The organism is Pseudomonas sp. GW821-FHT01A09, assembly GCF_058986725.1.
Genome location: NZ_JBYSWB010000012.1, coordinates 155828 through 176919, shown reverse-complemented (window position 1 = coordinate 176919; position 21092 = coordinate 155828). Strand labels below are relative to the sequence as shown.

Below are 21092 nucleotides of genomic sequence, written 5' to 3'. Positions count from 1 at the left end.
TGTTGGCGCAGTCAGATGCTTAGCGTTCGTCCCACCACCCCTTCAAGTTCTACCATACAAGCAAGGCTTGCCCGCGATGGCGCCCTCATTGACACCTACCCCACCGGGCAATCCTCACAGGGCCCAACCACGCGATACGCCAGGCAACAACTGCGCAACACGCGTCGCCCATCGCCCACGTACTTCACCGGCGCATACAGCGGATTGCTCCGCCCATCCGCCAGCTTGCGCGTCTGCAACATCGCCAGCGCGGGCTCCAGGCCCTTCATGCCCAGCGCCTCCAGCTTGCGCACGGTGCGCTCGAAGATATCCCCGGCATTGCCCCACAACACCTGCGCAGAGACCCCGCCGTAACTGGCCAGGAACTCCACCAACGGCCGCATGTTCACCGCAATCCACGGCTCCAGCGACGCGCCCTGCTCCCCCGGTTCGCCGGCCTCGAGCATTTTCATCGCCGTTGGCTGCCCACGGGCGTCCAGCACCAGCCCCACCGCGCGCAGCTCCAGCGGCAAGAACCAGCCATAGCCCAACTGTGTCACCAGCATCGTCGGCAGCCACTGCATGAAGTAGAAGCGCGACCACTGCGACACCAGCACCGGCCGCTCATCGGCCAGCAGCTGCGCCCCATAAATGCGCAGTAACAGCTGATCCATCACCTGGGGCTGCATCAACTCCGGCATCGACACCGCCAGGCGCGGATCGTCATCGGCCAGCCATGTCTCGATCAACCCCGCGTAAGGCCCGCTATGCCACGCCATACCTGACTCCACATTCGAATACGACCACTTGGACGCTGTTCACGGTCTGAAATTTGCAACAATCCACGCGCTATTCTACCCACCGTCACGAAGCGTCGAGGAGCGGAAAAAGCAAGCGGAAAATTTTCCAAAGCGCATTACCTCCGTCCTACAGAGCTGTCGAAAGGTCCTACACCAGATGGGTCAAGGGCTACAGGGATTCACCCACCCCGCACGCACACTTTACCCACACGTTATCCACAGACACGACTGGTTGCATTACCCCCCATACCGCTTTATCTTGTATCCCCAGCGCCGAAAAACACTACATGTTGGGTTTTGGCGAAATTACCAAGCACAACTCAAAGCTGAAACTCAAGTCTGAAAGCGGGCTTTTTTCGCAGCTTTTCGAGAGACATTTTCTTGCTTTGTACCCCCAGTACATGGCAGCCGGTTGCGCAGATATCCGCCACCGGACCACTTCGGCCAGGGAGCGGCTTGCCAGTCAAGCCTGTCCCCGAATTGTCCCGAAGTCGCTTTACCCGGCATGCCGGGGTGCAACGCGTCACCGCAGTCTACGGCCCCCATGCGCGCGCCGCCCTGCAGTCGCCCATCCCGTTTGTCGGTGTCGTGCTTCAGGACGCAACGCCAGCAGTACAGCAGTGCCTAACCAAATTAGAGATCGTGGAGAAACCACCCATGCAAACCGACACAACTCGCGAGAACCCGCAGGCCAAGGCGCCTCAGGCCACAGACTCGGAGCAGAATCTGTCCGCCACCGCCCCTGGCCAACTGCGCGTGATCAAGCGTAACGGTACCGTTGTCGCCTACACCGACGACAAGATCACCGTCGCCATCACCAAAGCGTTCCTCGCAGTTGAAGGTGGCACCGCTGCCGCCTCGTCGCGCATCCACGACACCGTCGCGCGCCTGACCGAACAAGTCACCGCCACCTTCAAGCGGCGCATGCCCTCGGGCGGCACCATCCACATCGAAGAAATCCAGGACCAGGTCGAGCTGGCCCTGATGCGTGCCGGCGAGCAGAAAGTCGCTCGCGACTACGTCATCTACCGCAACGACCGCTCCAAGGAACGCGCCACCCGCACCCCGGGCGACGCACCGGTCGATGCCCACCCAAGCATCCGCATCACCAAGGCCGACGGCAGCTTCGCGCCGCTGGACATGGGCCGCCTGAACACCATCATCACCGAAGCCTGCGAAGGGCTCGAAGAAGTCGACGGCAACCTGATCCAGAAAGAAACCCTGAAAAACCTGTACGACGGCGTCAACCTCAAGGACGTCAACACCGCCCTGGTGATGACCGCCCGTACCTTGGTCGAGCGCGAGCCGAACTACTCGTTCGTCACCGCCCGCCTGCTGATGGACACCCTGCGTGCCGAAGGCCTGAGCTTCCTGGAAGTGGCCGAGAGCGCCACCCACCACGAAATGGTCGACCTGTACGCCAAGGCGCTGCCGTCCTACGTGGCCAAAGGCATCGAGTACGAGCTGCTCAACCCCGTGCTGGCCACCTTCGACCTCGAGAAGCTCGGCCGCGCCATCAACCACGAGCGCGACCAGCAGTTCACCTACCTGGGCCTGCAGACCCTCTACGACCGCTACTTCATCCACAAGGATGGCGTGCGCTTCGAACTGCCGCAGATCTTCTTCATGCGCGTGGCCATGGGCCTGGCGATCGAAGAGCAGAACAAAGAAGACCGTGCCATCGAGTTCTACAACTTGCTGTCGTCGTTCGACTACATGGCCTCGACCCCGACCCTGTTCAACGCCGGCACCCTGCGTCCACAGCTGTCGAGCTGCTACCTGACTACCGTGCCGGACGACCTGTCGGGCATCTACGGCGCCATCCACGACAACGCCATGCTGTCCAAATTCGCTGGCGGCCTGGGCAACGACTGGACCCCGGTCCGTGCGCTGGGTTCGTACATCAAGGGCACCAACGGCAAGTCCCAGGGCGTGGTTCCGTTCCTCAAGGTCGTGAACGACACCGCCGTCGCCGTCAACCAGGGTGGCAAGCGCAAAGGCGCTGTCTGCGCCTACCTGGAAACCTGGCACCTGGACATCGAAGAATTCATCGAGCTGCGCAAGAACACCGGTGACGATCGCCGTCGTACCCACGACATGAACACCGCCAACTGGATCCCTGACCTGTTCATGAAGCGCGTCTTCGACGACGGCAAATGGACCCTGTTCTCGCCCAACGAAGTGCCTGATCTGCACGACCTGACCGGCAAGGCATTCGAGGAGCGCTACGAGTACTACGAAGCCCTGACCGAGTACAACAAGATCAAGGTGTTCAAGACCATCCAGGCCAAAGACCTGTGGCGCAAGATGCTGTCGATGCTGTTCGAAACCGGCCACCCATGGTTGACCTTCAAAGACCCGTGCAACCTGCGCTCGCCGCAGCAGCACGTCGGCGTGGTCCACAGCTCCAACCTGTGCACCGAAATCACCTTGAACACCAACAAGGATGAAATTGCCGTCTGCAACCTGGGCTCGATCAACCTGCCGAACCACATCGTCAACGGCAAGCTCGACACCGCCAAGCTGGAACGCACCGTCAACACCGCCGTGCGCATGCTCGACAACGTGATCGACATCAACTACTACTCGGTGCCGCAAGCGAAGAACTCCAACTTCAAGCACCGCCCTGTCGGCCTGGGCATCATGGGCTTCCAGGACGCGCTGTACCTGCAGCACATCCCGTACGGTTCGGACGCTGCGGTCGAGTTCGCCGACAAGTCCATGGAAGCGGTCAGCTACTTCGCCATCCAGGCCTCCTGCGACCTGGCCGACGAGCGCGGCAGCTACGAGACGTTCCAGGGTTCGCTGTGGTCCAAAGGCATCCTGCCGCTGGATTCGCAACAGATCCTGATCGAAGCCCGTGGCCAGAAGTACATCGACGTCGACCTCAACGAGTCGCTGGACTGGGCCCCGGTCCGCGCCCGTGTGCAGAAAGGCATCCGTAACTCGAACATCATGGCCATCGCACCGACCGCCACCATCGCCAACATCACCGGCGTGTCGCAGTCGATCGAACCGACCTACCAGAACCTCTACGTGAAATCGAACCTCTCGGGCGAATTCACCGTGATCAACCCGTACCTGGTTCGCGACCTCAAGGCCCGCGGCCTGTGGGACTCGGTCATGATCAACGACCTCAAGTACTACGATGGCTCGGTGCAACAGATCGAACGCATCCCGGCAGAGCTCAAAGCCCTGTACGCGACCGCTTTCGAAGTGGACACCAAGTGGATCGTCGACGCCGCCAGCCGCCGCCAGAAGTGGATCGACCAGGCCCAGTCGCTGAACCTCTACATCGCCGGCGCCTCGGGCAAGAAGCTCGACGTGACCTACCGCATGGCCTGGTACCGTGGCCTGAAAACCACCTACTACCTCCGTGCCCTGGCCGCGACCAGCACCGAGAAGTCGACCATCAACACCGGCAAGCTCAACGCCGTCTCTAGCGGTAGCGACACCAGCCCGATCCAGACCGCTCCCGCCGGTCCGGCGCCAGTGCCCAAAGCCTGCGCAATCGACGAGCCGGATTGCGAGGCTTGCCAGTAACCCCCGGCGGCCAACCCCCTCCTACCCTGTAGCGAGGGGGCTTGCCCCCGAAAAGGACTTCAACCAACCAAAACCCGCAGGCTCCCCACCGACCCTGTGGGACTGGGCTCTGCCCAGGAAGAGGCCCCAAGGCCCACCCTCTGAGTTAGCTTTCAGCTATAATTGCCTCCATCGAAATTCAGGAGGCCACCATGGCACCTACCTCCCTACAAGCGAAAAAGGCCTACTACGCCAAAGTACGCCAGTCCAACTACGCAGCCAGCCTGCGCCTTGAAGGCTTCGATACCACCCCTGAAGATGGCCAACGCCCTCTCCCCTCTAAAGAATCTGTCCTCGATAGCTACCGCACCAAGCGCAGCTGATGCTCGATAAATACGGTACCGGGCAAGATCCTTATTGCTACCAAGGTACCCGGACTTTACGTAACCTCCTCGATATCACTGACGAAACTGTCTTGAACCAGGCTGAGCGCGAGATCAGTGCCAGCGCCGCAAACGAGATCGAGTACTGCCCTCCTCCTTACGATCTGACTGCGCTGCAGAAGATTCATCGGCAACTGTTCGATGAGCTATACGACTGGGCTGGCGAAATACGAACGATCGATATATCCAAAGACACTACACGGTTCTGCACCGTCAGCAGAATCGAGCCTGAATCCGCCAAGCTATTAAATGCATGTGCTCACCGCGGGTGGTTTATCGACCTCGACCGCGAGGCATTGATCGTGGCTGTCGCTGAGCTGTTCGGCGACCTCAACATGACCCACCCCTTCAGGGAGGGAAATGGGCGAGCACAGAGAATCTTGTTCGAACACCTGATCATCCATGCTGGTTTCGAGATCAGTTGGTGGGGCGTCGAACAGCACGAATGGATACAAGCAAATATCGATGCAGTGGTGTGCGATTACTCGACGTTGGAACGAGTGTTCGAGCGGTGTATTGGCCGCTCGATTGCGGGCTGAATCACCATCCGTCAGTACACGTGTAATTCGGAAAACTTCTTCATCCGCCGCCCGCCCTTATAGACCGGTCGCAGTGCCGCACCAGAGCACAAATTCGCCATGCCGAGCGCAAGTTCGCGCTTGCAAAACAGCGTCCGAGAAACTACATTTAGTGCCCACAAGGGCACAGAAACACCACATGCAGTATCTCGGGTTTAAATTGCCCCGCAACACTGCATATGCTTCCCGGCAGCGATCGCAAGCAAAACCGGCGCCAGAAATGAGCAATAGTTTTGATTTTGAGCGTAACGGAGGGAAGACTTTTCCGATATAATCTCGCCCCCAAACAAGGACGAAGCACATGATACGTTGCGAACCTCGAAGCGGCCTTTTCAACCGACCTTCTGAGCGCACCCCTCGTCCCCCTGTTGCAGAATTCCCGTGCCGTCGCGATTGCAATCCATAAGCGAACCCGCACGAACGAACAAATTAGAGTTTCCAGGGAGCATCGCTCCCCTGCAGTTTCATTGCCCGGGCGTGCTTACGTAACCATGGCAACCTCATCTTAAATTGTGCACCGCCGAAAAGCGGGCCTCGACCAGGAGCCTCCTCACCATGCTGAGCTGGGACGAATTCGACAAAGAAGACGCAGCAGAACCCGCCAAAGGCGCCAACGCCGGCCACGCCAGCGAAGCGGCCATGGACAAGCTCGACAGCGCCGGCGGTGCCGCCGCCCTCGAAGCCCGCGCCGTTACCGCCAGCGACTCTGCCGCGATCATCAAGGCCAAGGCCGCCCTCGACAAACTCGACGTCGCCGAAGGCCTCGCCGAACTCGAAGGCTCCGCCGCCCGCGTCGCCGTCGACGAAAAACGCATGATCAACTGCCGTGCCGACCTCAACCAACTCGTACCCTTCAAGTACGACTGGGCCTGGCAAAAGTACCTCGACGGCTGCGCCAACCACTGGATGCCGCAAGAGGTCAACATGACCGCCGACATCGCCGTGTGGCGCAACCCGGAAGGCCTGACCGACGACGAACGTCGCATCGTCATGCGCAACCTGGGCTTCTTCTCCACCGCCGACTCCCTGGTTGCCAACAACCTGGTGCTGGCCGTGTACCGCCTGATCACCAACCCCGAGTGCCGCCAGTACATCCTGCGCCAGGCCTTCGAAGAGGCGATCCACACCCACGCCTACCAGTACTGCATCGAATCGCTGGGCATGGACGAAGGCGAAATCTTCAACATGTACCACGAGATCCCATCGGTCGCCAAAAAGGCCGCTTGGGGCCTGAAGTACACCCGCGCGATCTCCGATCCGAAGTTCGAAACCGGTACCGTCGAGACCGACAAAGAGCTACTGCGCAACCTGATCGCTTACTACTGCGTCCTGGAAGGGATCTTCTTCTACTGCGGCTTCACCCAGATTCTGTCCATGGGCCGTCGCAACAAGATGACCGGCGTGGCCGAGCAGTTCCAGTACATCCTGCGTGACGAGTCGATGCACCTGAACTTCGGTATCGACGTGATCAACCAGATCAAGATCGAAAACCCGCACCTGTGGGACGCTGAGCTGAAGGAAGAAGCGACCCAGATGATCCTGCAGGGGACTCAGTTGGAGATCGAATACGCGCGCGACACTATGCCTCGTGGGGTACTGGGGATGAACGCGGCGATGATGGAAGATTATCTGAAGTTTATCGCTAACCGTCGTTTGAGCCAGATTGGGTTGAAGGAAGAGTATCCAGGGACTGTGAACCCGTTCCCGTGGATGAGCGAGATTATGGACTTGAAGAAGGAGAAGAACTTCTTTGAGACTCGGGTTATTGAGTATCAGACGGGTGGGGCTTTGAGCTGGGATTAATACTCCCTGCGTCAGTCGCATCAATATCCAAAGCCATTTTATCGGAAATAAAATGGCTTCTATAAAAAGGGTTGCCATGGCAGCCCTTTTTCATTCCACTTGGCGCTATTAGTTTTTGAAATAAGTATCACCTAACCGGATGCAGCACGTCCGATGTGCCAAACGCTTGCGTAAAATGAGCTCATCTTGAAACGGCATCGGCCCGCCTCTGAGGCGGATTTCTTCATGTGCGTGAAAACGTGCTCGAGCAGATAAGGCCAATCGAGCGAAGGCTTTTCTTCGGCGGCCATAGACAGATAAAAAGGGGCTCATTGCCATTACTTCGGCCTGAATAGCGTGTAGAATCCGCCTCCGCTCGGTCGGCACCGGCCGGGAGTCATGGAATATAGGGAATTCAGATGTCCGCTTTTCGCATTTTGTCTGCAGCAGTTCTCATCGCATTGACCACCGGTTGTGCTTCCGGCCTGAATTCGGCCCAAGAGTCAGAGCTAGCTGGTTACCGCGCCAATCACCTCGATGTCCAGGAAAAGAGTCCTGGCCTGGCCGCTGGTTTGGGCCTATTGCCCGGTGGTGGCTCCTTCTACGGGCGAGCCTATGGTTATGGCGTGGTGAACCTTCTGCTATGGCCTATCTCCATTCTCTGGGACCCAGTCAGTGGCCACGATGCCGCCGAATCGCTCAATTACCAGGCATCCAAAGCGCATGTCGCCAGCTTGAAACGACGCGAAATGGACCAACTGGACGCAAAGCTGACCGGCAATGAGATTGACCTGAAAGCTTATACGCTTGAAAAGCGCAAAGTTGATGAGAAGTACTCGACTAATCTATGATTTTCGGTTTGCGCCTGTAACTGCTGGAGCTCTGGCACCTTAGCGTTTTCAGAGCTATTAGTTGGTAGAAGACTTAGCAAATACTGGCAATGACTTTCATACCAAAGTGCGTACTTCCGTGCGCACCGCATTGTAGCAGGCGTGTATGAAAGATATCTTTGATATCACAATTGCCCCTATGCCGAATTGCTGCTACTAGATGATCGATTGAAGAGTGGCAGAACGGCAGCCCCTACCGCCGCTGCGACCCACTATTATGCGCCCACAATGCCAACGGTGCGAAGAAGACGGTTACGCTCAGTCATCACGCCTTCTTCAAGGATGTTCCGTAGACTTGGATCAGCGTGTGACGTTCACGATTGAAAGAATCGAAGAGCACAAAATTGGCTTCGGGTCGATCCGGTCCCGGAGGGCCGAAGAAAAAGTGGTCGAGCGCTACCATCTTGGAACATCCCTGTAGGAAAATCCACTTACAGCAATCAGATTGCCACTACTGTTAAAGGGGTGGGGCCCTTGGTCCAAGCTCCCCAATAAGGAACCTATGGCCCGAAAGCCTTTGGATCCAAGCTTGCGAGGCACGTATGCAATTTCAGAAATGTCCTACACGGTTCCCCATTGCCCCGGCTATCGATGCCCTCTACCCTGCTTACGCGCCTAAGAAACGCAATCACACAGCGGACCATCCGCACCCGACAGATGCGGCTTCTGGAGCCTACGGTTAGAATTCGCCTCCAGAAAACTCTGTTATGTCGGGAGTGGGCTAATACAAGACCCGAAAGGGAAATATGTCCGGCCTTCTGTGTGAGGTTTCTTAGCTCCCGACACCCAGCCGTAAGAAGCTGCATCACACAGAGGTAATGGAACATGCCTAACCCCCACACCCCCACCCTTTTCACCCGCCACAACCGCCCACTCCACACCCTCTGGCTCGAATCCCAAGCCTGGTTCCACGCCCGCGATCTCGGTCGCCTGATGGGCCGTTTCCTCGACGAACACGCCGTCCGCAAACTCGACCCGGACCAAACCCGCACGCTCTCACTCCTGCAATACGGCAAGTGCCACGACACGCTGATGATCAGCGAATCCGGCGCCTACACCCTGCTGGTCCACCACAACGTGCCGGAGAATCGCAGCCTGCGGCATTGGCTGACCCATGAGGTGATTGCGGTGATCCGCGATGCGGAGCTGCCGGCCAGTGAGTCGGCGCCGAGTTTGAGCGTGATGCAGTGGCCGGGGTTGCGGCTGAGTCTGTTGCATTGGCAGAACGAGTCCTGGATGCGCATGCGGGATTTGCCGGAGATGCTGGAGAGCGGCGAGATCGATCAGATCAAGGCTGAGCGGCCGACAGCAGCGGGCTGGTGGAAAGCATCGGCTCGACTTTTTACGTGAACGCCGTGGCTCGCGCGCGGGACCAATGAGCGTGACCAAATAACGATTGTGATGGCCCGGATTCTCATCGAGAATTCGGGCGTTTGCATCGAGACGTCAAAGGCCAGGAAGCCCGTTCATGAAGATATTCATTACTGCCGTCGTGCTGTTGAGCACCGCCGTTATTGCCTTCGCCGTGTCTGGCGAGCGCAAGCCTCTACCGACGCAAGCGGCCGAGGCCATCCAGCCGCTGGCCACCGAGTTTTCCAAAACGGTCAACAAGGGCGTGAACGATTACCTCGCCGGTACTGCTGGCCCGCTCGGGGACGCGGCGCGGCGGAATCAACAGGCGGGCGCCATGGCGGTGGCGCAGCCCGTTCGGGGTACGCGCAAGACCATGGCGCAGTGTTTGAAGCCGGGTGATTTGATTGATCAGGATGTAAAGGAATGTATCGAAGGCACGCGGGTGCGGGATTGGTGAGTGCCAATGGTGCACGTTGCCGTCCGGAGGCTATTTGATAGGTCAGTGAGGTTGGTGGTGGTTTTGCGGGCCTATCGGGGGCAAGCCCCCTCGCTACAGGGTTGGTGGTGTTGCGTGCTCGGCTGGTGTTTGGGGTGATGCTCATTCATCCAGTTCGGTGTTGCGGGCTTGGGATTCTTGTTGTTTGAGGGCGGCCAGGCGTTCGGTCAGGGCGCTGTGGACTCGGTCATAGGCGTCGCTGCCGAGTAGCAGGCGTTTTGGCGCGGGATCGACGCTGGCGATGGTGATCATCTCGCGGGCCATCTTTTCGGGATCGCCTTTGAGGGCGAAGGCGCCGCTTTTGACCGCGCGGCGAACCTCTCCAGCTGGGGTTTGCTCGTAAACATCCATTACCGGCGGACTGACCAGCGCAGCGCCGAAATTGGTCCGCGTCGGGCCTGGCTCTACCAGGGTGAACTGAATCCCGAACGGCGCCACCTCCTGCGCCACCGATTCGACGAAGCCTTCAATCCCCCACTTGCTGGCGTGATACAGGCTGAAATTCGGATAAGCCAGTTGCCCGCCCTCCGACGACACCTGCAACACCCGTCCGCCGCCCTGCTCGCGCAGATGCGGCAGGCACGCGCGAATCAGCTGAATCGAGCCAATCAAGTTGGTCTGCAACTGCTGCTCGATCTGCTCATCACTGACTTCCTCAGCCGCGCCAAACAGCGCATAGCCCGCACTGCTCACCACCACATCAATCCTGCCGAGCACGTCGAACGCCTGCTGCACCACGCGGCGGATGGCAGGGGCATCATTGACATCCAGCTCCCCGAGCCATAGCTGCTCGCCGTACTTCTCGCGCAGCTCACCCAACGCCTGAGGCCGCCGCAACGTCGCCGCCACCCGGTCCCCGCGCGCCAGCAATTGCTCGACCAACGCGCGCCCTATGCCGGACGAACTGCCGGTTATCAACCATGTGGTGCTCATGCTCCAGCCCTCTCGATCAGCTATCAGAAGCTTCACCCTAGCCCGCGTGCACTGCTGTTACTATCCGGCGAATCCCGGATGCACTGGTGAAAGATACCCATGAATCTACCCTCCCCTTCGCTCTCCGAGCTCAACGCGCTGGCGCTGATCGTGTCCCATCGCAGCTTTCGCAAGGCGGCGGCGGAGCTAGGGCTGTCGGCCTCGACCTTGAGCCACATGATGCGCACGCTCGAAGCCAACCTTGGCGTGCGCCTGCTCAACCGCACCACCCGCAGCGTCGCGCCCACAGCGGTCGGCGAACGCTTGGTGGCGCGGCTCACGCCGTTGATGCGCGGATTCGAGCTGGCGCTGGAGGAGGTCAACGAGTTCCGCGACTCGCCCAGTGGCGTGCTGCGCATCAGCGCCAGCGAGCCGGCGGCGCGGATCTTGATGGAGGCCGTGGTGCCGGAGTTTCTGGCGCGCTACCCGAACATGGCGATCGATCTGGTGACCGATGGCCGGCTGATCGATATCGTTGCTGAAGGCTTCGATGCCGGCATCCGCCTGGGCGAGTCGGTGCCCCATGACATGATCGCCGTGCGTCTGGGGCCGGACACCTGCTTCATGACGGTGGCGTCGCCCGGCTACCTGGCCACGCGCACGGCGCCGGTCACGCCGGACGATCTGCGCGGCCATCAGTGCATCTGCATCCGCATGCCGAGCGGCAAGCCGTATCGCTGGGAGTTCGAGCAGTACGGGCAGCCGCTGACGCTGGAGGTGTCCGGCAACCTGACGCTGGACAATCTGGAGATCATGGCCGATGCCGCGGCGCGCGGGCTGGGAATTGCCTATGTGCCGGAGCATACGGTGGCGCGGTATCTGCAGGACGGGCGGCTGGTGCGGGTGCTGGAGGACTGGTGCCCGCCGGTGCCGGGGCTGTTCTTGTATTACCCGGGGCATCGGCATGTGCCGAGTGGGTTGCGGGCGTTTATCGAGGTGGTGCGGGAGTTTGCTTGAGGGAGAACACTGCTCGTCAGGCGTAGCTGCTGCCCACATCAAATGCAGAAACACCATACGGCGCCATTCTCGATGGCTTAGTATCCGTCGCTCTCCTGCGCAAGGGCAGCAACCATGACGTCCGATACCAAGCCTGATTGCAAAGCCGAGGCGCTGGCCAAGCTGGCACGCCTGCAAAAATCACCAAACTACAAAAGCTTCTTTGAACCAGGCGCGGTTGAAGCCTTCGCTGACGTTAAATTCTCGGCATTTGCAGGCACGCCCGTGCGCAGGTGAGCGTGCAGTTGGATGATGCCGAGGCATTGGCTCCAGTGACGGATATGGATCGCATGTTATTCAGGGCTGCGCAAGACGCCGGGACTCTGCTAAAACCAGGAGACGTCCCACCACAACGAGCCCGACCATGAACAAAGACCTTTCCCCCACCGAAGGCAGCTGTCACTGCGGCACCGTGCGTTTCACCGTCAAGCTCAGCAACGGCCTGCACACGCTGCGCCGCTGCAACTGCTCGTTCTGCAGAATGCGCGGGGCCGTGGTGGTGAGTGCGCACCTGGAAGATATCCATATCACCGCCGGGGCCGAGGCGTTGACCTTATATGAATTCAACACCAAGACCGCCAAGCACTATTTCTGCTCCAAGTGTGGCATCTACACCCATCACCAGCGCCGTTCGAATCCGCAGCAATACGGGGTGAATGTGGCTTGCCTGGGGATCAGCCCGTTCGATTTCGACGAGGTACCAGTGTTCGATGGCATGGCGCATCCCGCGGATGGCAAGAGCTCGGGAGTGCTGGGGATGCTGAGATTTGTGCCAAGAGAATGATAGGTCGATCATCCACCTGCACCTCAAAATAGTGGCACTAAGCCATGCAATAGACAGGTGACGCCGCCTTCGTCTGTCGGATTCAGGAGACAAATTCATCTAGATAACTAAAGGTGAAGCGATTCATGTCGATAGGGTGTCATTGCCTTCTTCCCTCTCGACTGGTCATGGACATGAATCTGAGAAGTCTCAATATCGCCCCTCGCTCGCTCCTCTGCTTCGGATTTTTCGCCGTGTTGATCACGGCGCTCGGGCTTTTTTCCTTGCAACAGGCCGCGGGTTTGAAAGATGCGCGCGATACCCTGCAGGACAACGTGTTGCCGACCATTCAGGCCATTGCGCAGATCAAGAGCGACTTGTTGACCATCCGTTTGGGCAACACCAACTTGCGCGCCGCTCAGGATGATGCCAGCGCCGCTGCAGGGCAGAAGCGCGTCGACCAGGGCCGCAGCGACCTGCAAGCCGACATTCATAAACTCAAACCGCTCTTGGTCAACGAACGTGGCTTGCAGGCCTACGCCAGTATGGAAAGCCATCTCACCGCTTACCTGGAGGTGCATTCGCGCTTTCTAGAGGCGGTGAAGCAAAAACGTGACGATGTCGCCAACAGCATGGCGGCGCCCACGGGCGAGCAGACCATGGCTGCCGATGCGTTGGCCAAGGACATCGTTGAGATATCTCGTCTGGCCGACCTAAAATCCGCCGAATCCGACGCCCGCGCGGACGACAGCTACGCGCAAACGCGCAATGTCACCATCGCCGCGATCATCGTTGCCCTGGCCGCGACCTTAGGCCTGGCCGCGCTGTTCACCCGCAGCCTGGTGGCGCCGATCGCCAAGGCCCTGGCCGTGGCCGAGCAGATTGCGGACAACGACCTCAGCAAGCCGATCGATGTAGAAGGCCGTGATGAGCCGGGCCGCCTGCTGGTGGCGCTGTCGGTGATGCAGCAGAACTTGCGCCGCACCCTGGGCGAACTGGGGGACTCGTCGAATCAACTGGCGTCCACCTCGGAAGAGATGACCGCCGTGACCGAGGATTCCTTGCGCGGTGTGCAGCGCCAGAACGACGAGATCAATCAGGCCGCGACCGCCATCAATCAGATGAGCGCCGCGGTGGAAGAAGTGGCGCGCAACGCGGCAGCGGCTTCGACGGCAGCGCGGGACTCCAGCCAGTCAGCGGAAAACGGCCGTCAGCGTGTAGGTGAAACCGTCAGCGTGATCAACGAGCTGCACGCCGCAGTGGGCGCGACGGCGGTCGAGATCGATGGCCTAGCGGAGCAGGTGCAGGGCATCAGCGGCGTGCTGGACGTGATCCGCGGGATTGCCGAACAGACCAACCTGCTGGCGCTCAACGCAGCGATCGAGGCAGCCCGTGCCGGTGAGGCCGGCCGTGGTTTTGCAGTGGTGGCGGATGAGGTGCGGGCGTTGGCGCATCGCACTCAGCAATCGACGGCCGAGATCGAGAAGATGGTCGATTCGATCCAGGGCGGTGCCAGCAAGGCGGTAACGGCCATGGGCCATAGCAGCGAGCGCGCACGGGCCAGTCTGGATGTGGCTGAGGCGGCTGGGCGGGCTTTGACCGAGATCACTCAGGCGATCGTGCAGATCAACGAGCGTAACGTGAGCATCGCGACCGCGACGGAAGAGCAGGCGCAGGTAGCGCGTGAGGTCGATCGCAATTTGACCAGTATTCGTGATCTGTCGTTGCAGACGTCGGCCGGGGCCAATCAGACTTCAGCGGCGAGCGGGGAGTTGTCGCAGTTGGCGGTGGCGTTGAATCATGTGGTGTTGCGGTTCAAGGTGTAGAGCAGGATTTTTGCGTCGCGGCTGATGGCCCCTTCGCGGGCAAGCCCTGCTCCCACAGGTTGGTGATCGGCTTGCACAGGTTAGTGATCGGCTTGCATGGTGGGAGCAGAGCTTGCTTGCGAAGAGGCCAGCCGTAACGCTAAAGACGTTGCGGCAGTCGCAGATCGAATCGGTGCGTATCAGAACTCTTCGTACTGCGCCGGATCCTGATCCGCCGTGCGCCCGTGCGGCTTGGCCAAGGTCGCAATCGCGGCCATGTCCGCAGGCGTCAATTCAAAATCGAACAGCGCCAGATTCTCCTGCTGGCGTTTCACCGAGCTGGCCTTGGGCAGCGGCACCGCGCCGAGCTGGTGATGCCAACGCAGAATCACCTGCACCACGCTGCGCCCGACCCGATCGGCAATCTGCTGCAGCAGCGGATCCTTGGCCATGTCATTGCCGCGCCCGATCGGGCTCCAGGCTTGCGTGGCGATGCCGTGCGCCTTGTCCCAGGCCAACTGCTCGTGCTGCGGAAAGTACGGGTGCAGTTCGATCTGGTTGATGCACGGGGTCACGCCGCTGGCAGCGATGATCTTTTCCAGATGCTCCGGCAAGAAGTTGCACACGCCGATGGACTTCACCCAGCCGCGTTTCTGCGCCTCGACCAAGGCACTCCAGGCTTCCACATACAGGCCTTGCTTGGGGTTGGGCCAGTGCATCAGGTAGAGGTCGATGTAGCCCAGTTGCGTGCGCCACAACGACTCTTCGATGCAGGTCAGCGCCTGGTCGTAGGCATGATGGCGGCCGGGCAGTTTGGAAGCGATACGCAAGTCTTCTCGTGGGATACGACTGCGGCGCACCGCCTCGCCGACCGCGCCTTCGTTCTCGTAATTGACAGCGCTGTCGAGCAGCCGGTAGCCGGCGTCGATGGCATTGACGATGGCACTCACGCCGTCCTGGCCGTTGAGTTTGTAGGTACCGAAACCGACAGCAGGGATCGAGGTTCCGTCGTTGAGGGTGATGGCAGGAATGGTCATGGCGAGGCTTCCTTTTCTAGGGTTCAAGGTTGTGCGTTGAAGTTGGGCGTACCATCCGTGGAAGTACGGATCAGCAGATATGGCGGCTTGCGGGTGTCGACGTTCTTGCCTAGGCGGTCCCATTGGCCGAGGGTGACGTAGACCGAGTTGCCGGCGACGAACAACCCGTCCGGCCACACCAGGCGCGGGTCACGAAGCACCACATCGAGGTGGCCATCGGGCCAGCGCCGCAGGATCTGGTGGTGCTCGGCGTCGGTCAGGTACAGGCGGCCCTGGCGGTCCATGTCCATGCCGTCGGTCATGACTTTTTCGCCTTCGTCACGAATCTCTTTGGCCAGCGCTTTGTCGTCGAGGTTGAAGTTCGCCAGCGCGGCGGTCGGCAAGCTCCACAGATGGCGGCTGGTCAGCGGCGAGTAGTACAGGCGCGAGCTGTCCGGGGCGAGCGCAACGCTGTCGACACCGCCATGGGGGAAGAGCGATTTGCCACCTTCATAGCGCATCGGTACGCCGTCGAGCTGGGTGACGAAGTCTTTTTGCGGGACCACCGAAGGATCGCTGCTCAGCACGCGACGCTGTTTGCCGGTGGCGATGTCGACCACCACGATGGCCGGTGAGTCGCCGAACGAAGAATCGGCCACAAACGCGGTGCCCTGGGCGCCGTGGGTGAGGTCGATGCGCAGGTCGTTCATGTGGCTGTCTTGGCGCAGTGCATCTTTGAGAACGATGGAATGCGCGATGGTGTTGGTGTTCAGGTCGATGCCGACGACTTTCGCGGCGCCCGGGGCGATACCGTCATGGCCAGCGTGTTTGCCGTCGTCGATCAGCCAGAGCATGCCGTGGGTGTCGAGGGTCATGCCGTGGACCGAGATCAAGCGTTGCGCGTCGGTGAGCGATGAGGGCTCGGCGATCTGGGCTGAAGGATAGGGCTGCAGTTTGCCGTTGACCAGCTCGCCGAGGGTCATGCCTGGGTGGTCGATCGCGTGCCGTGGGAAGCCGACGAATGTGCGACCTTGCGGGGTGACCACGATGCCGGATGGGCCGGGGCCGGCGAAGGCGGCGACTTCAGTCAGAGAGCCCACGGGGACCTGGCTGCGGTCCGCAGTTTCGGCATGGGCGGCAAGTGGCGCAATGGCCATCATCAGGCTGAGGCAGAGGGGTTTCAAAGACAGGTTGTTCACGTACGGACCTACATCGTTGAGGTGGATAAAGGACTGAAACCGGTTTCAGATCAAGTGCAAAAAAAAGCCCGAAGGGCCTGCACACGAAGCTCAACTATAGATTTCTGGTGCCTCACGCTTGGTGACGATATTTTTAGCTCCGATTTAACTATTGAAGGTTGTTGGTGCAGGGAGTTCCGTTGGATGAGTGTTTGCAGGGCAACAACGGCTTTTCAGAAAAGTCCTACAGCGTCGGCCATTGCCTCGTTGCCACTTTCCAACTAGCTTCGGTCCATCCTTGAACAGGGCTGAGCCCTGCCCTTATCGGAGCCCGTAGACGGCGAATGGAAATCACCATGCAGATCAATCTGAAAACCCTTCGACTGATTTTTTCCGGCGCACTGGTCGGCGTTGCGGTGGCTGGCGCTTTGGGCTTCGATACCTCGGCCATGGCGCCTTCGGCCGTAGCTTCGGTGCTGGGGGCGGCCGCGACGCTGGCGGTGTTCAAGTCGATGGCTATTGCCTGAGGATGGATATCCTGGGCACCAATATCGACGCCTGGACCATCGGCGTCGGCCTGGCTTGCATACCCGCCAGATGGGTGCTGCAAGGTTTTCAGCTGACCCGGGCAGACGTGCCGAAAACACTACTGAACGGCTGCACGATCTTCCCTTTCATGGTCCTCGGGGCCACCGTCTTCAGCCCGCAGGTGATGGCTTGGGCGACGACATCCAAGTTCACCATCGCATTGGCCGGCTGTGTCGGCGCCGCGTATGTGCTGAATGAAACCTTTCCCAGGTTTGGCCGGGTAAAGGTCGCAAACACGTCACCTTCCCCCCGCCTGATATCAACTCCCGATCAAAGCTCCTCGTAAATCGCAGGATCCTGCCGCCCGGTCTCGCCAGATCGGCGATGGACTGCATGCCCGGTCCCGACAGCTCGAAATCGACCAGCGTAAAAATTCCTGTTGGCGGGGACTTTCAGAGCTGGCACACGCGAATCGAACCGCCGGCCACCGCAAATTGGCGCTGCATCATCGCGCCTTGGGTCAAAGGGTCGATGTCGGCAGCGTTATCGATGTCGTCGGTGGAGACCACCAGCATGAACCGGTGCTGGTAACCCTCAAGGGATTTGAGCCGTTCGATATCGTCACACAAGCTGGAATCATTGACCGCCGCCGGGCGATCCAGTTGTGTGGTGGTCAACTGGCGCGGGCGCTGGGGCTTGCGCAGGTATTTGATCTCCACCGCCATTTGCTGATCGTGGGTGAACAGCCGACCGGGAAGGTCCTGGGCGGTACGGTCGCCGCTCCAGATTTCCATGTCGTGCTGATACCAGGCGTACAGGCTCAACTGCGCCTGGATCCACTGCTCGCCCGAGCCATTGAGCCGCAGTGCCTGGGGCAGCCGGTCACCCAGCGAACGCAAGCCGTGCTCGAACAGATCGAACCACTGAGACGCGGTCATCGGCGCTAGGGACTTGGCCATGGTGGATCCTTGAAGAAGTTGAAACGGGGAGTTCGCGGCAGGGGTTCACCTGCTTGTAATGGCTATCGGCAAAGGCGGCATTTCCTGTAGGACAATTTCAACTTTTCACCGGCGGCGAAGTCGTTCCGGACCAATGGAACAAGGGCCGAGCCTGGTCGGCATGAAAGTGCGCGACATTGATTCGCAGCCAAGGGCCGGGCTCGCCCTGGGCACTGAACAAGGTCGCCGGGGCCAGTAGAATGCCTCGATGAAAACCGGCTTCGATAAAGGCCTCCAGACACGGCAGTTGCGGATGCCGAATCCACAGGAACATGCCCTCTGTCGGCGCATGGAACAATTCCCAGCCCCAGCTCTGCAGATGCTTTTGCGCCATGGCCTGAGCGCTTTGCAGTTGGCGCCGCACTCGGCGCAGATGCCGCTCGTAGCTGCCATCGGCAAGCGTGGCGCTGACGAAGCGCTCACAAAACCCCGGCACGGCAACGCTGGTCAACAACTTGAGATCCGCCAGCGGCTGGATCACGGCCGGTGGCGCAACGATGTATCCCACCCGCAGATTGGCGGAAAGCGTCTTGGAAAAACTGCCGATGTAGATGACCTTGTGCAAGCCATCGAGGGCCACCAGACGGCTATGGCCGGCGGAACAGAAGTCACCATAGACGTCGTCTTCTACCAGCAGCAGGTCGTGCTCGTTGGCCAGTTGCAGCAGGCGAAACGCACCGTGATCGCTGAGCGAGGTACCCGTGGGGTTATGCAGCCTGGAGTTGAGAAAGAATGCCTTGACCCTGCCCTCCCCCAGCCGTGCGGCCACCGCAGGGAGATCGGGGCCGTCGTGACCGCGAGGAATGCCAAGAATGATTGCCCCGCGCAGCTTCAGCAGTTGCACCAGATTGTTGTTGCAGGGGTCATCCACAAGAACCCGATCTCCGGGCTGGATGTAATGACGAATGATCAAATCCAGCGCCTGAGTGGCACCCAGGGTGGTCAGCAGATGATCAGGCGCCAGCGCCACCCCGAGCCTGGGCTGCAGATGCGCCACCAGCTTTTGCCGCAACGGCAGGTAGCCGGCAGGATCGCCATAGTCGACCAGTGAGCTATGGGCGAAATTGGCCGTTCGCCGCACCACCCGAGCCAGTGCCTGGGTATCGCGCCAGTCTGCAGGGAGCCAGCCGCAACCCAGCTTGAGGCATTGGTCATTGCCATGGAACAACTGCCAGAACGCTTTGATACCGTGGGGGTCCAGCGGGCCCTTGGTCACCGGCTTCGCGCAGGCGGGCAATGGCGCGCCCGCTGCCGCGACAAAATAGCCGAGCCCCGGCTCGACGCTGATGATGCCTTGCGCCTCAAGTCGTTCGTAAGCGATCACCACAGTATGAAAACTGATGCGCAGCTGTGCCGCCATTTGCCGGATGGAGGGAATTTTCTCCCCGCCCACAAGGCGCCCTTCGGCGATCTCCTGGGTGAGTCGCGCCGCCAGTTGCTCGGCCGCGAGCGAGGGGCGGCGGGCAATATTCATGGACGGGTACAAGGGGGAATTGCGCGTGGAGGATGTTCTGTTGAGCCTTCCATTGAACTGCACGGGCGAAGCTCCTTTCGCATTGACCGACCGCGCCACGTTAGGGGGGCATAGACCCCAAGGGCAACCGCGCTATTGCGACCAAGTGTTTCAACAATAGCCGCTCGCCGGCCCATCCGTACTGTTAGAAAGACCTGTCTAACAGCCGGCAGATCTGACACCGCTCTGTCAGGGAAAGCCTCTCCCCGAGGCGGTATTCTTCCCGGCACTTTTACGGCCCTGCCACTGATCGGCACTCATACCGGCCCCACAGAACAAGGACGCCCTGCCCATGATCCCGCTGGAGATGCTCGCCCCCCGTCCGCCCGCCGATGTCCACGATTGGCAATGGCAACAGCGCAATATGCTGCAATCCGCAGACGACCTGCTCAAGGTGTTCCCAGGCCTGCGCGATACGCCACAGCTGAGCAATATCATCGAGCACCTGGGCACCCGCAAACTAGGGATCACGCCCTACCTCGCCAGCCTGATCGAAACCGATGCCACGGCCTGCCCGTTGCCCGACGATCCGCTCTGGCGCCAAGTGGCGCCGTTGTGGCCACTACGCTCGCGCAACCAGCGTTTCCCCGGCAGTGCCTTCGCCTACGACGGCACGGCAGAAAACTGGGAGCTGCCCGGCGAGATGGTCACCCCCATCTGCCAGCACAAATACGACAACCGAGTGCTGGTGCGCACTGCCAACATCTGCCATGCCTATTGCCAGTTCTGCTACGAAGCCTTGCGCACGCTGGAACGCGACAGCCACAAGCAGGCGTTCAAGAAGAGCGAGTGGCAGCTCACTCTGGATTATCTGGTGGACCATCCCGAGGTCGATGAAGTGATCCTGAGCGGCGGGGAGCCCTTGATGCTGTCTGATCGACGACTCGACGAGCTGCTGGCTTCACTGCGTGCACACCGCCCCGACATCATCATCCGTTTGCATACCCGCGCCCTCACCTTCAACCCCTACCGCATCACCGACGCGCTGCTGGCGCTGCTGGAAACATGGCAAGTCAGCGCGGTCGGTCTGCACATCAGCCATTCCCGGGAGATCACCGAGGCATTCGTCGATGCCGCTACGCGTCTGCACAAGGTCGTGCCTGTGCTGTTCGCCAACATGCCGCTGCTGGCCGGTATCAACGACAACTACCCGCAGCTGAAAACCCTGTGCATGCGCCTCTACAGACTGGGCATCGTGCCCCACTACCTTTATCAGTTCATGCCGTTTTCGCCGGGCGCGGAACAATTCTGCACACCGCTGAGCCGCGGTATCGCGCTGGTAGCACAGATGAAGCGACGGCTTTCGAACCTGGCGGTACCGGAGTTCGTGCTGCCCCATCGCCAAGGCAAATACAGCGTGCCCCTGGACCTCGACAAGCCGGCGCCGCGCTTGCGCCTGGATGGGTCGGGCAACGAGTTCATGCACTTCACCAATTGGCAGGGCGCCCATTGCGTGTTCCCGCAATGACCCACACCAGAC

Annotated in this window: 20 protein-coding genes; 14 read left to right on the top strand and 6 right to left on the bottom strand. The window is 60.2% G+C overall.

Annotated elements, in window-relative coordinates:
- Window positions 1-95 precede the first annotated feature (95 nt).
- Complete coding sequence (fhuF, locus tag AC3WJP_RS15970) at window positions 96-758, bottom strand: siderophore-iron reductase FhuF (RefSeq protein WP_493722085.1); 663 nt, start codon at window positions 756-758, stop codon at window positions 96-98.
- Window positions 759-1436: 678 nt separating this feature from the next.
- On the opposite strand from fhuF, the gene AC3WJP_RS15965 reads away from it, so the two are divergent.
- From AC3WJP_RS15965 to AC3WJP_RS15935, 7 genes are all read left to right on the top strand, one after another.
- Window positions 1437-4322: a ribonucleoside-diphosphate reductase subunit alpha gene (locus AC3WJP_RS15965; protein ID WP_493722086.1), complete on the top strand. Its 2886-nt coding sequence runs from the start codon at window positions 1437-1439 to the stop codon at window positions 4320-4322.
- Between the two features lie 191 nt (window positions 4323-4513).
- Entirely contained in the window at window positions 4514-4684 is a 171-nt protein-coding gene (locus AC3WJP_RS15960) for a YhfG family protein (RefSeq protein ID WP_493722087.1), read from the top strand.
- Complete coding sequence (locus AC3WJP_RS15955; RefSeq protein ID WP_493722088.1) at window positions 4684-5283, top strand: putative adenosine monophosphate-protein transferase Fic; 600 nt, start codon at window positions 4684-4686, stop codon at window positions 5281-5283. Before AC3WJP_RS15960 ends, AC3WJP_RS15955 begins: the two co-directional genes overlap by 1 nt.
- A 594-nt stretch (window positions 5284-5877) precedes the next feature.
- Complete coding sequence (locus tag AC3WJP_RS15950) at window positions 5878-7125, top strand: ribonucleotide-diphosphate reductase subunit beta (protein ID WP_493722089.1); 1248 nt, start codon at window positions 5878-5880, stop codon at window positions 7123-7125.
- 398 nt (window positions 7126-7523) lie between these two features.
- On the top strand, window positions 7524-7955 hold the full coding sequence (locus AC3WJP_RS15945) for a hypothetical protein (RefSeq protein ID WP_493722090.1): 432 nt from the start codon (window positions 7524-7526) through the stop codon (window positions 7953-7955).
- Between the two features lie 864 nt (window positions 7956-8819).
- Window positions 8820-9344, top strand: coding sequence for a BRO-N domain-containing protein (locus tag AC3WJP_RS15940; protein ID WP_493722091.1), 525 nt, complete (start codon window positions 8820-8822; stop codon window positions 9342-9344).
- A 118-nt stretch (window positions 9345-9462) separates the two neighbouring features.
- Window positions 9463-9804 carry a hypothetical protein gene (locus AC3WJP_RS15935; protein WP_493722092.1) on the top strand — a complete coding sequence of 114 codons (342 nt, stop codon included), beginning with the start codon at window positions 9463-9465 and terminating at the stop codon, window positions 9802-9804.
- A 141-nt stretch (window positions 9805-9945) separates the two neighbouring features.
- Here the strand turns inward: AC3WJP_RS15935 and AC3WJP_RS15930 are convergent, their stop codons facing one another.
- Window positions 9946-10776, bottom strand: a complete 831-nt coding sequence (locus AC3WJP_RS15930) for an SDR family oxidoreductase (RefSeq protein WP_493722093.1) — start codon at window positions 10774-10776, stop codon at window positions 9946-9948.
- A 99-nt stretch (window positions 10777-10875) separates the two neighbouring features.
- Between AC3WJP_RS15930 and AC3WJP_RS15925 the strand changes: the two genes are divergently transcribed.
- The 4 genes from AC3WJP_RS15925 to AC3WJP_RS15910 all read left to right on the top strand — a co-directional run bounded on the left by AC3WJP_RS15925 (window position 10876) and on the right by AC3WJP_RS15910 (window position 14400).
- Window positions 10876-11772, top strand: coding sequence for a LysR family transcriptional regulator (locus AC3WJP_RS15925; protein WP_493722094.1), 897 nt, complete (start codon window positions 10876-10878; stop codon window positions 11770-11772).
- Window positions 11773-11886: 114 nt separating this feature from the next.
- The gene (locus tag AC3WJP_RS15920; protein WP_493722095.1) at window positions 11887-12048 is read left to right on the top strand and encodes a hypothetical protein; all 162 of its coding nucleotides are present in this window, start codon (window positions 11887-11889) and stop codon (window positions 12046-12048) included.
- Window positions 12049-12175: 127 nt separating this feature from the next.
- On the top strand, window positions 12176-12595 hold the full coding sequence (locus AC3WJP_RS15915; protein WP_493722096.1) for a GFA family protein: 420 nt from the start codon (window positions 12176-12178) through the stop codon (window positions 12593-12595).
- A gap of 173 nt (window positions 12596-12768) precedes the next feature.
- Entirely contained in the window at window positions 12769-14400 is a 1632-nt protein-coding gene (locus AC3WJP_RS15910; RefSeq protein ID WP_493722097.1) for a methyl-accepting chemotaxis protein, read from the top strand.
- Window positions 14401-14579: 179 nt separating this feature from the next.
- On the opposite strand, the gene AC3WJP_RS15905 is transcribed toward AC3WJP_RS15910, so the two are convergent.
- Complete coding sequence (locus AC3WJP_RS15905) at window positions 14580-15416, bottom strand: aldo/keto reductase (protein WP_493722098.1); 837 nt, start codon at window positions 15414-15416, stop codon at window positions 14580-14582.
- Between the two features lie 23 nt (window positions 15417-15439).
- Window positions 15440-16594 carry an L-dopachrome tautomerase-related protein gene (locus AC3WJP_RS15900; RefSeq protein WP_493722099.1) on the bottom strand — a complete coding sequence of 385 codons (1155 nt, stop codon included), beginning with the start codon at window positions 16592-16594 and terminating at the stop codon, window positions 15440-15442.
- 335 nt (window positions 16595-16929) lie between these two features.
- Here AC3WJP_RS15900 and AC3WJP_RS15895 point away from each other — a divergent pair, with 335 nt between their 5' ends.
- Both AC3WJP_RS15895 and AC3WJP_RS15890 read left to right on the top strand, forming a co-directional pair.
- Entirely contained in the window at window positions 16930-17100 is a 171-nt protein-coding gene (locus AC3WJP_RS15895; protein WP_493722100.1) for a hypothetical protein, read from the top strand.
- Between the two features lie 2 nt (window positions 17101-17102).
- Window positions 17103-17447 (top strand): hypothetical protein, encoded by a 345-nt coding sequence (locus tag AC3WJP_RS15890; RefSeq protein WP_493722101.1) that lies wholly within the window; start codon window positions 17103-17105, stop codon window positions 17445-17447.
- 106 nt (window positions 17448-17553) lie between these two features.
- On the opposite strand, the gene AC3WJP_RS15885 is transcribed toward AC3WJP_RS15890, so the two are convergent.
- On the bottom strand, window positions 17554-18060 hold the full coding sequence (locus tag AC3WJP_RS15885; protein ID WP_493722102.1) for a hypothetical protein: 507 nt from the start codon (window positions 18058-18060) through the stop codon (window positions 17554-17556).
- Between the two features lie 97 nt (window positions 18061-18157).
- Window positions 18158-19573, bottom strand: coding sequence for an aminotransferase-like domain-containing protein (locus tag AC3WJP_RS15880; protein ID WP_493722103.1), 1416 nt, complete (start codon window positions 19571-19573; stop codon window positions 18158-18160).
- A 331-nt stretch (window positions 19574-19904) separates the two neighbouring features.
- Here AC3WJP_RS15880 and AC3WJP_RS15875 point away from each other — a divergent pair, with 331 nt between their 5' ends.
- A complete protein-coding gene (locus AC3WJP_RS15875) occupies window positions 19905-21080 on the top strand; it encodes a KamA family radical SAM protein (RefSeq protein ID WP_493722104.1) in 1176 nt (391 codons plus the stop codon).
- Window positions 21081-21092 lie beyond the last annotated feature (12 nt).

What these genes read in the sequence shown, in the direction of transcription:
- fhuF (WP_493722085.1), bottom strand. Translation starts at nt 758, where the DNA reads ATGGCGTGGCATAGCGGGCCTTACGCGGGGTTGATCGAGACATGGCTG.
- AC3WJP_RS15965 (WP_493722086.1), top strand. Translation starts at nt 1,437, where the DNA reads ATGCAAACCGACACAACTCGCGAGAACCCGCAGGCCAAGGCGCCTCAG.
- AC3WJP_RS15960 (WP_493722087.1), top strand. Translation starts at nt 4,514, where the DNA reads ATGGCACCTACCTCCCTACAAGCGAAAAAGGCCTACTACGCCAAAGTA.
- AC3WJP_RS15955 (WP_493722088.1), top strand. Translation starts at nt 4,684, where the DNA reads ATGCTCGATAAATACGGTACCGGGCAAGATCCTTATTGCTACCAAGGT.
- AC3WJP_RS15950 (WP_493722089.1), top strand. Translation starts at nt 5,878, where the DNA reads ATGCTGAGCTGGGACGAATTCGACAAAGAAGACGCAGCAGAACCCGCC.
- AC3WJP_RS15945 (WP_493722090.1), top strand. Translation starts at nt 7,524, where the DNA reads ATGTCCGCTTTTCGCATTTTGTCTGCAGCAGTTCTCATCGCATTGACC.
- AC3WJP_RS15940 (WP_493722091.1), top strand. Translation starts at nt 8,820, where the DNA reads ATGCCTAACCCCCACACCCCCACCCTTTTCACCCGCCACAACCGCCCA.
- AC3WJP_RS15935 (WP_493722092.1), top strand. Translation starts at nt 9,463, where the DNA reads ATGAAGATATTCATTACTGCCGTCGTGCTGTTGAGCACCGCCGTTATT.
- AC3WJP_RS15930 (WP_493722093.1), bottom strand. Translation starts at nt 10,776, where the DNA reads ATGAGCACCACATGGTTGATAACCGGCAGTTCGTCCGGCATAGGGCGC.
- AC3WJP_RS15925 (WP_493722094.1), top strand. Translation starts at nt 10,876, where the DNA reads ATGAATCTACCCTCCCCTTCGCTCTCCGAGCTCAACGCGCTGGCGCTG.
- AC3WJP_RS15920 (WP_493722095.1), top strand. Translation starts at nt 11,887, where the DNA reads ATGACGTCCGATACCAAGCCTGATTGCAAAGCCGAGGCGCTGGCCAAG.
- AC3WJP_RS15915 (WP_493722096.1), top strand. Translation starts at nt 12,176, where the DNA reads ATGAACAAAGACCTTTCCCCCACCGAAGGCAGCTGTCACTGCGGCACC.
- AC3WJP_RS15910 (WP_493722097.1), top strand. Translation starts at nt 12,769, where the DNA reads ATGAATCTGAGAAGTCTCAATATCGCCCCTCGCTCGCTCCTCTGCTTC.
- AC3WJP_RS15905 (WP_493722098.1), bottom strand. Translation starts at nt 15,416, where the DNA reads ATGACCATTCCTGCCATCACCCTCAACGACGGAACCTCGATCCCTGCT.
- AC3WJP_RS15895 (WP_493722100.1), top strand. Translation starts at nt 16,930, where the DNA reads ATGCAGATCAATCTGAAAACCCTTCGACTGATTTTTTCCGGCGCACTG.
- AC3WJP_RS15890 (WP_493722101.1), top strand. Translation starts at nt 17,103, where the DNA reads ATGGATATCCTGGGCACCAATATCGACGCCTGGACCATCGGCGTCGGC.
- AC3WJP_RS15885 (WP_493722102.1), bottom strand. Translation starts at nt 18,060, where the DNA reads ATGGCCAAGTCCCTAGCGCCGATGACCGCGTCTCAGTGGTTCGATCTG.
- AC3WJP_RS15880 (WP_493722103.1), bottom strand. Translation starts at nt 19,573, where the DNA reads ATGAATATTGCCCGCCGCCCCTCGCTCGCGGCCGAGCAACTGGCGGCG.
- AC3WJP_RS15875 (WP_493722104.1), top strand. Translation starts at nt 19,905, where the DNA reads ATGATCCCGCTGGAGATGCTCGCCCCCCGTCCGCCCGCCGATGTCCAC.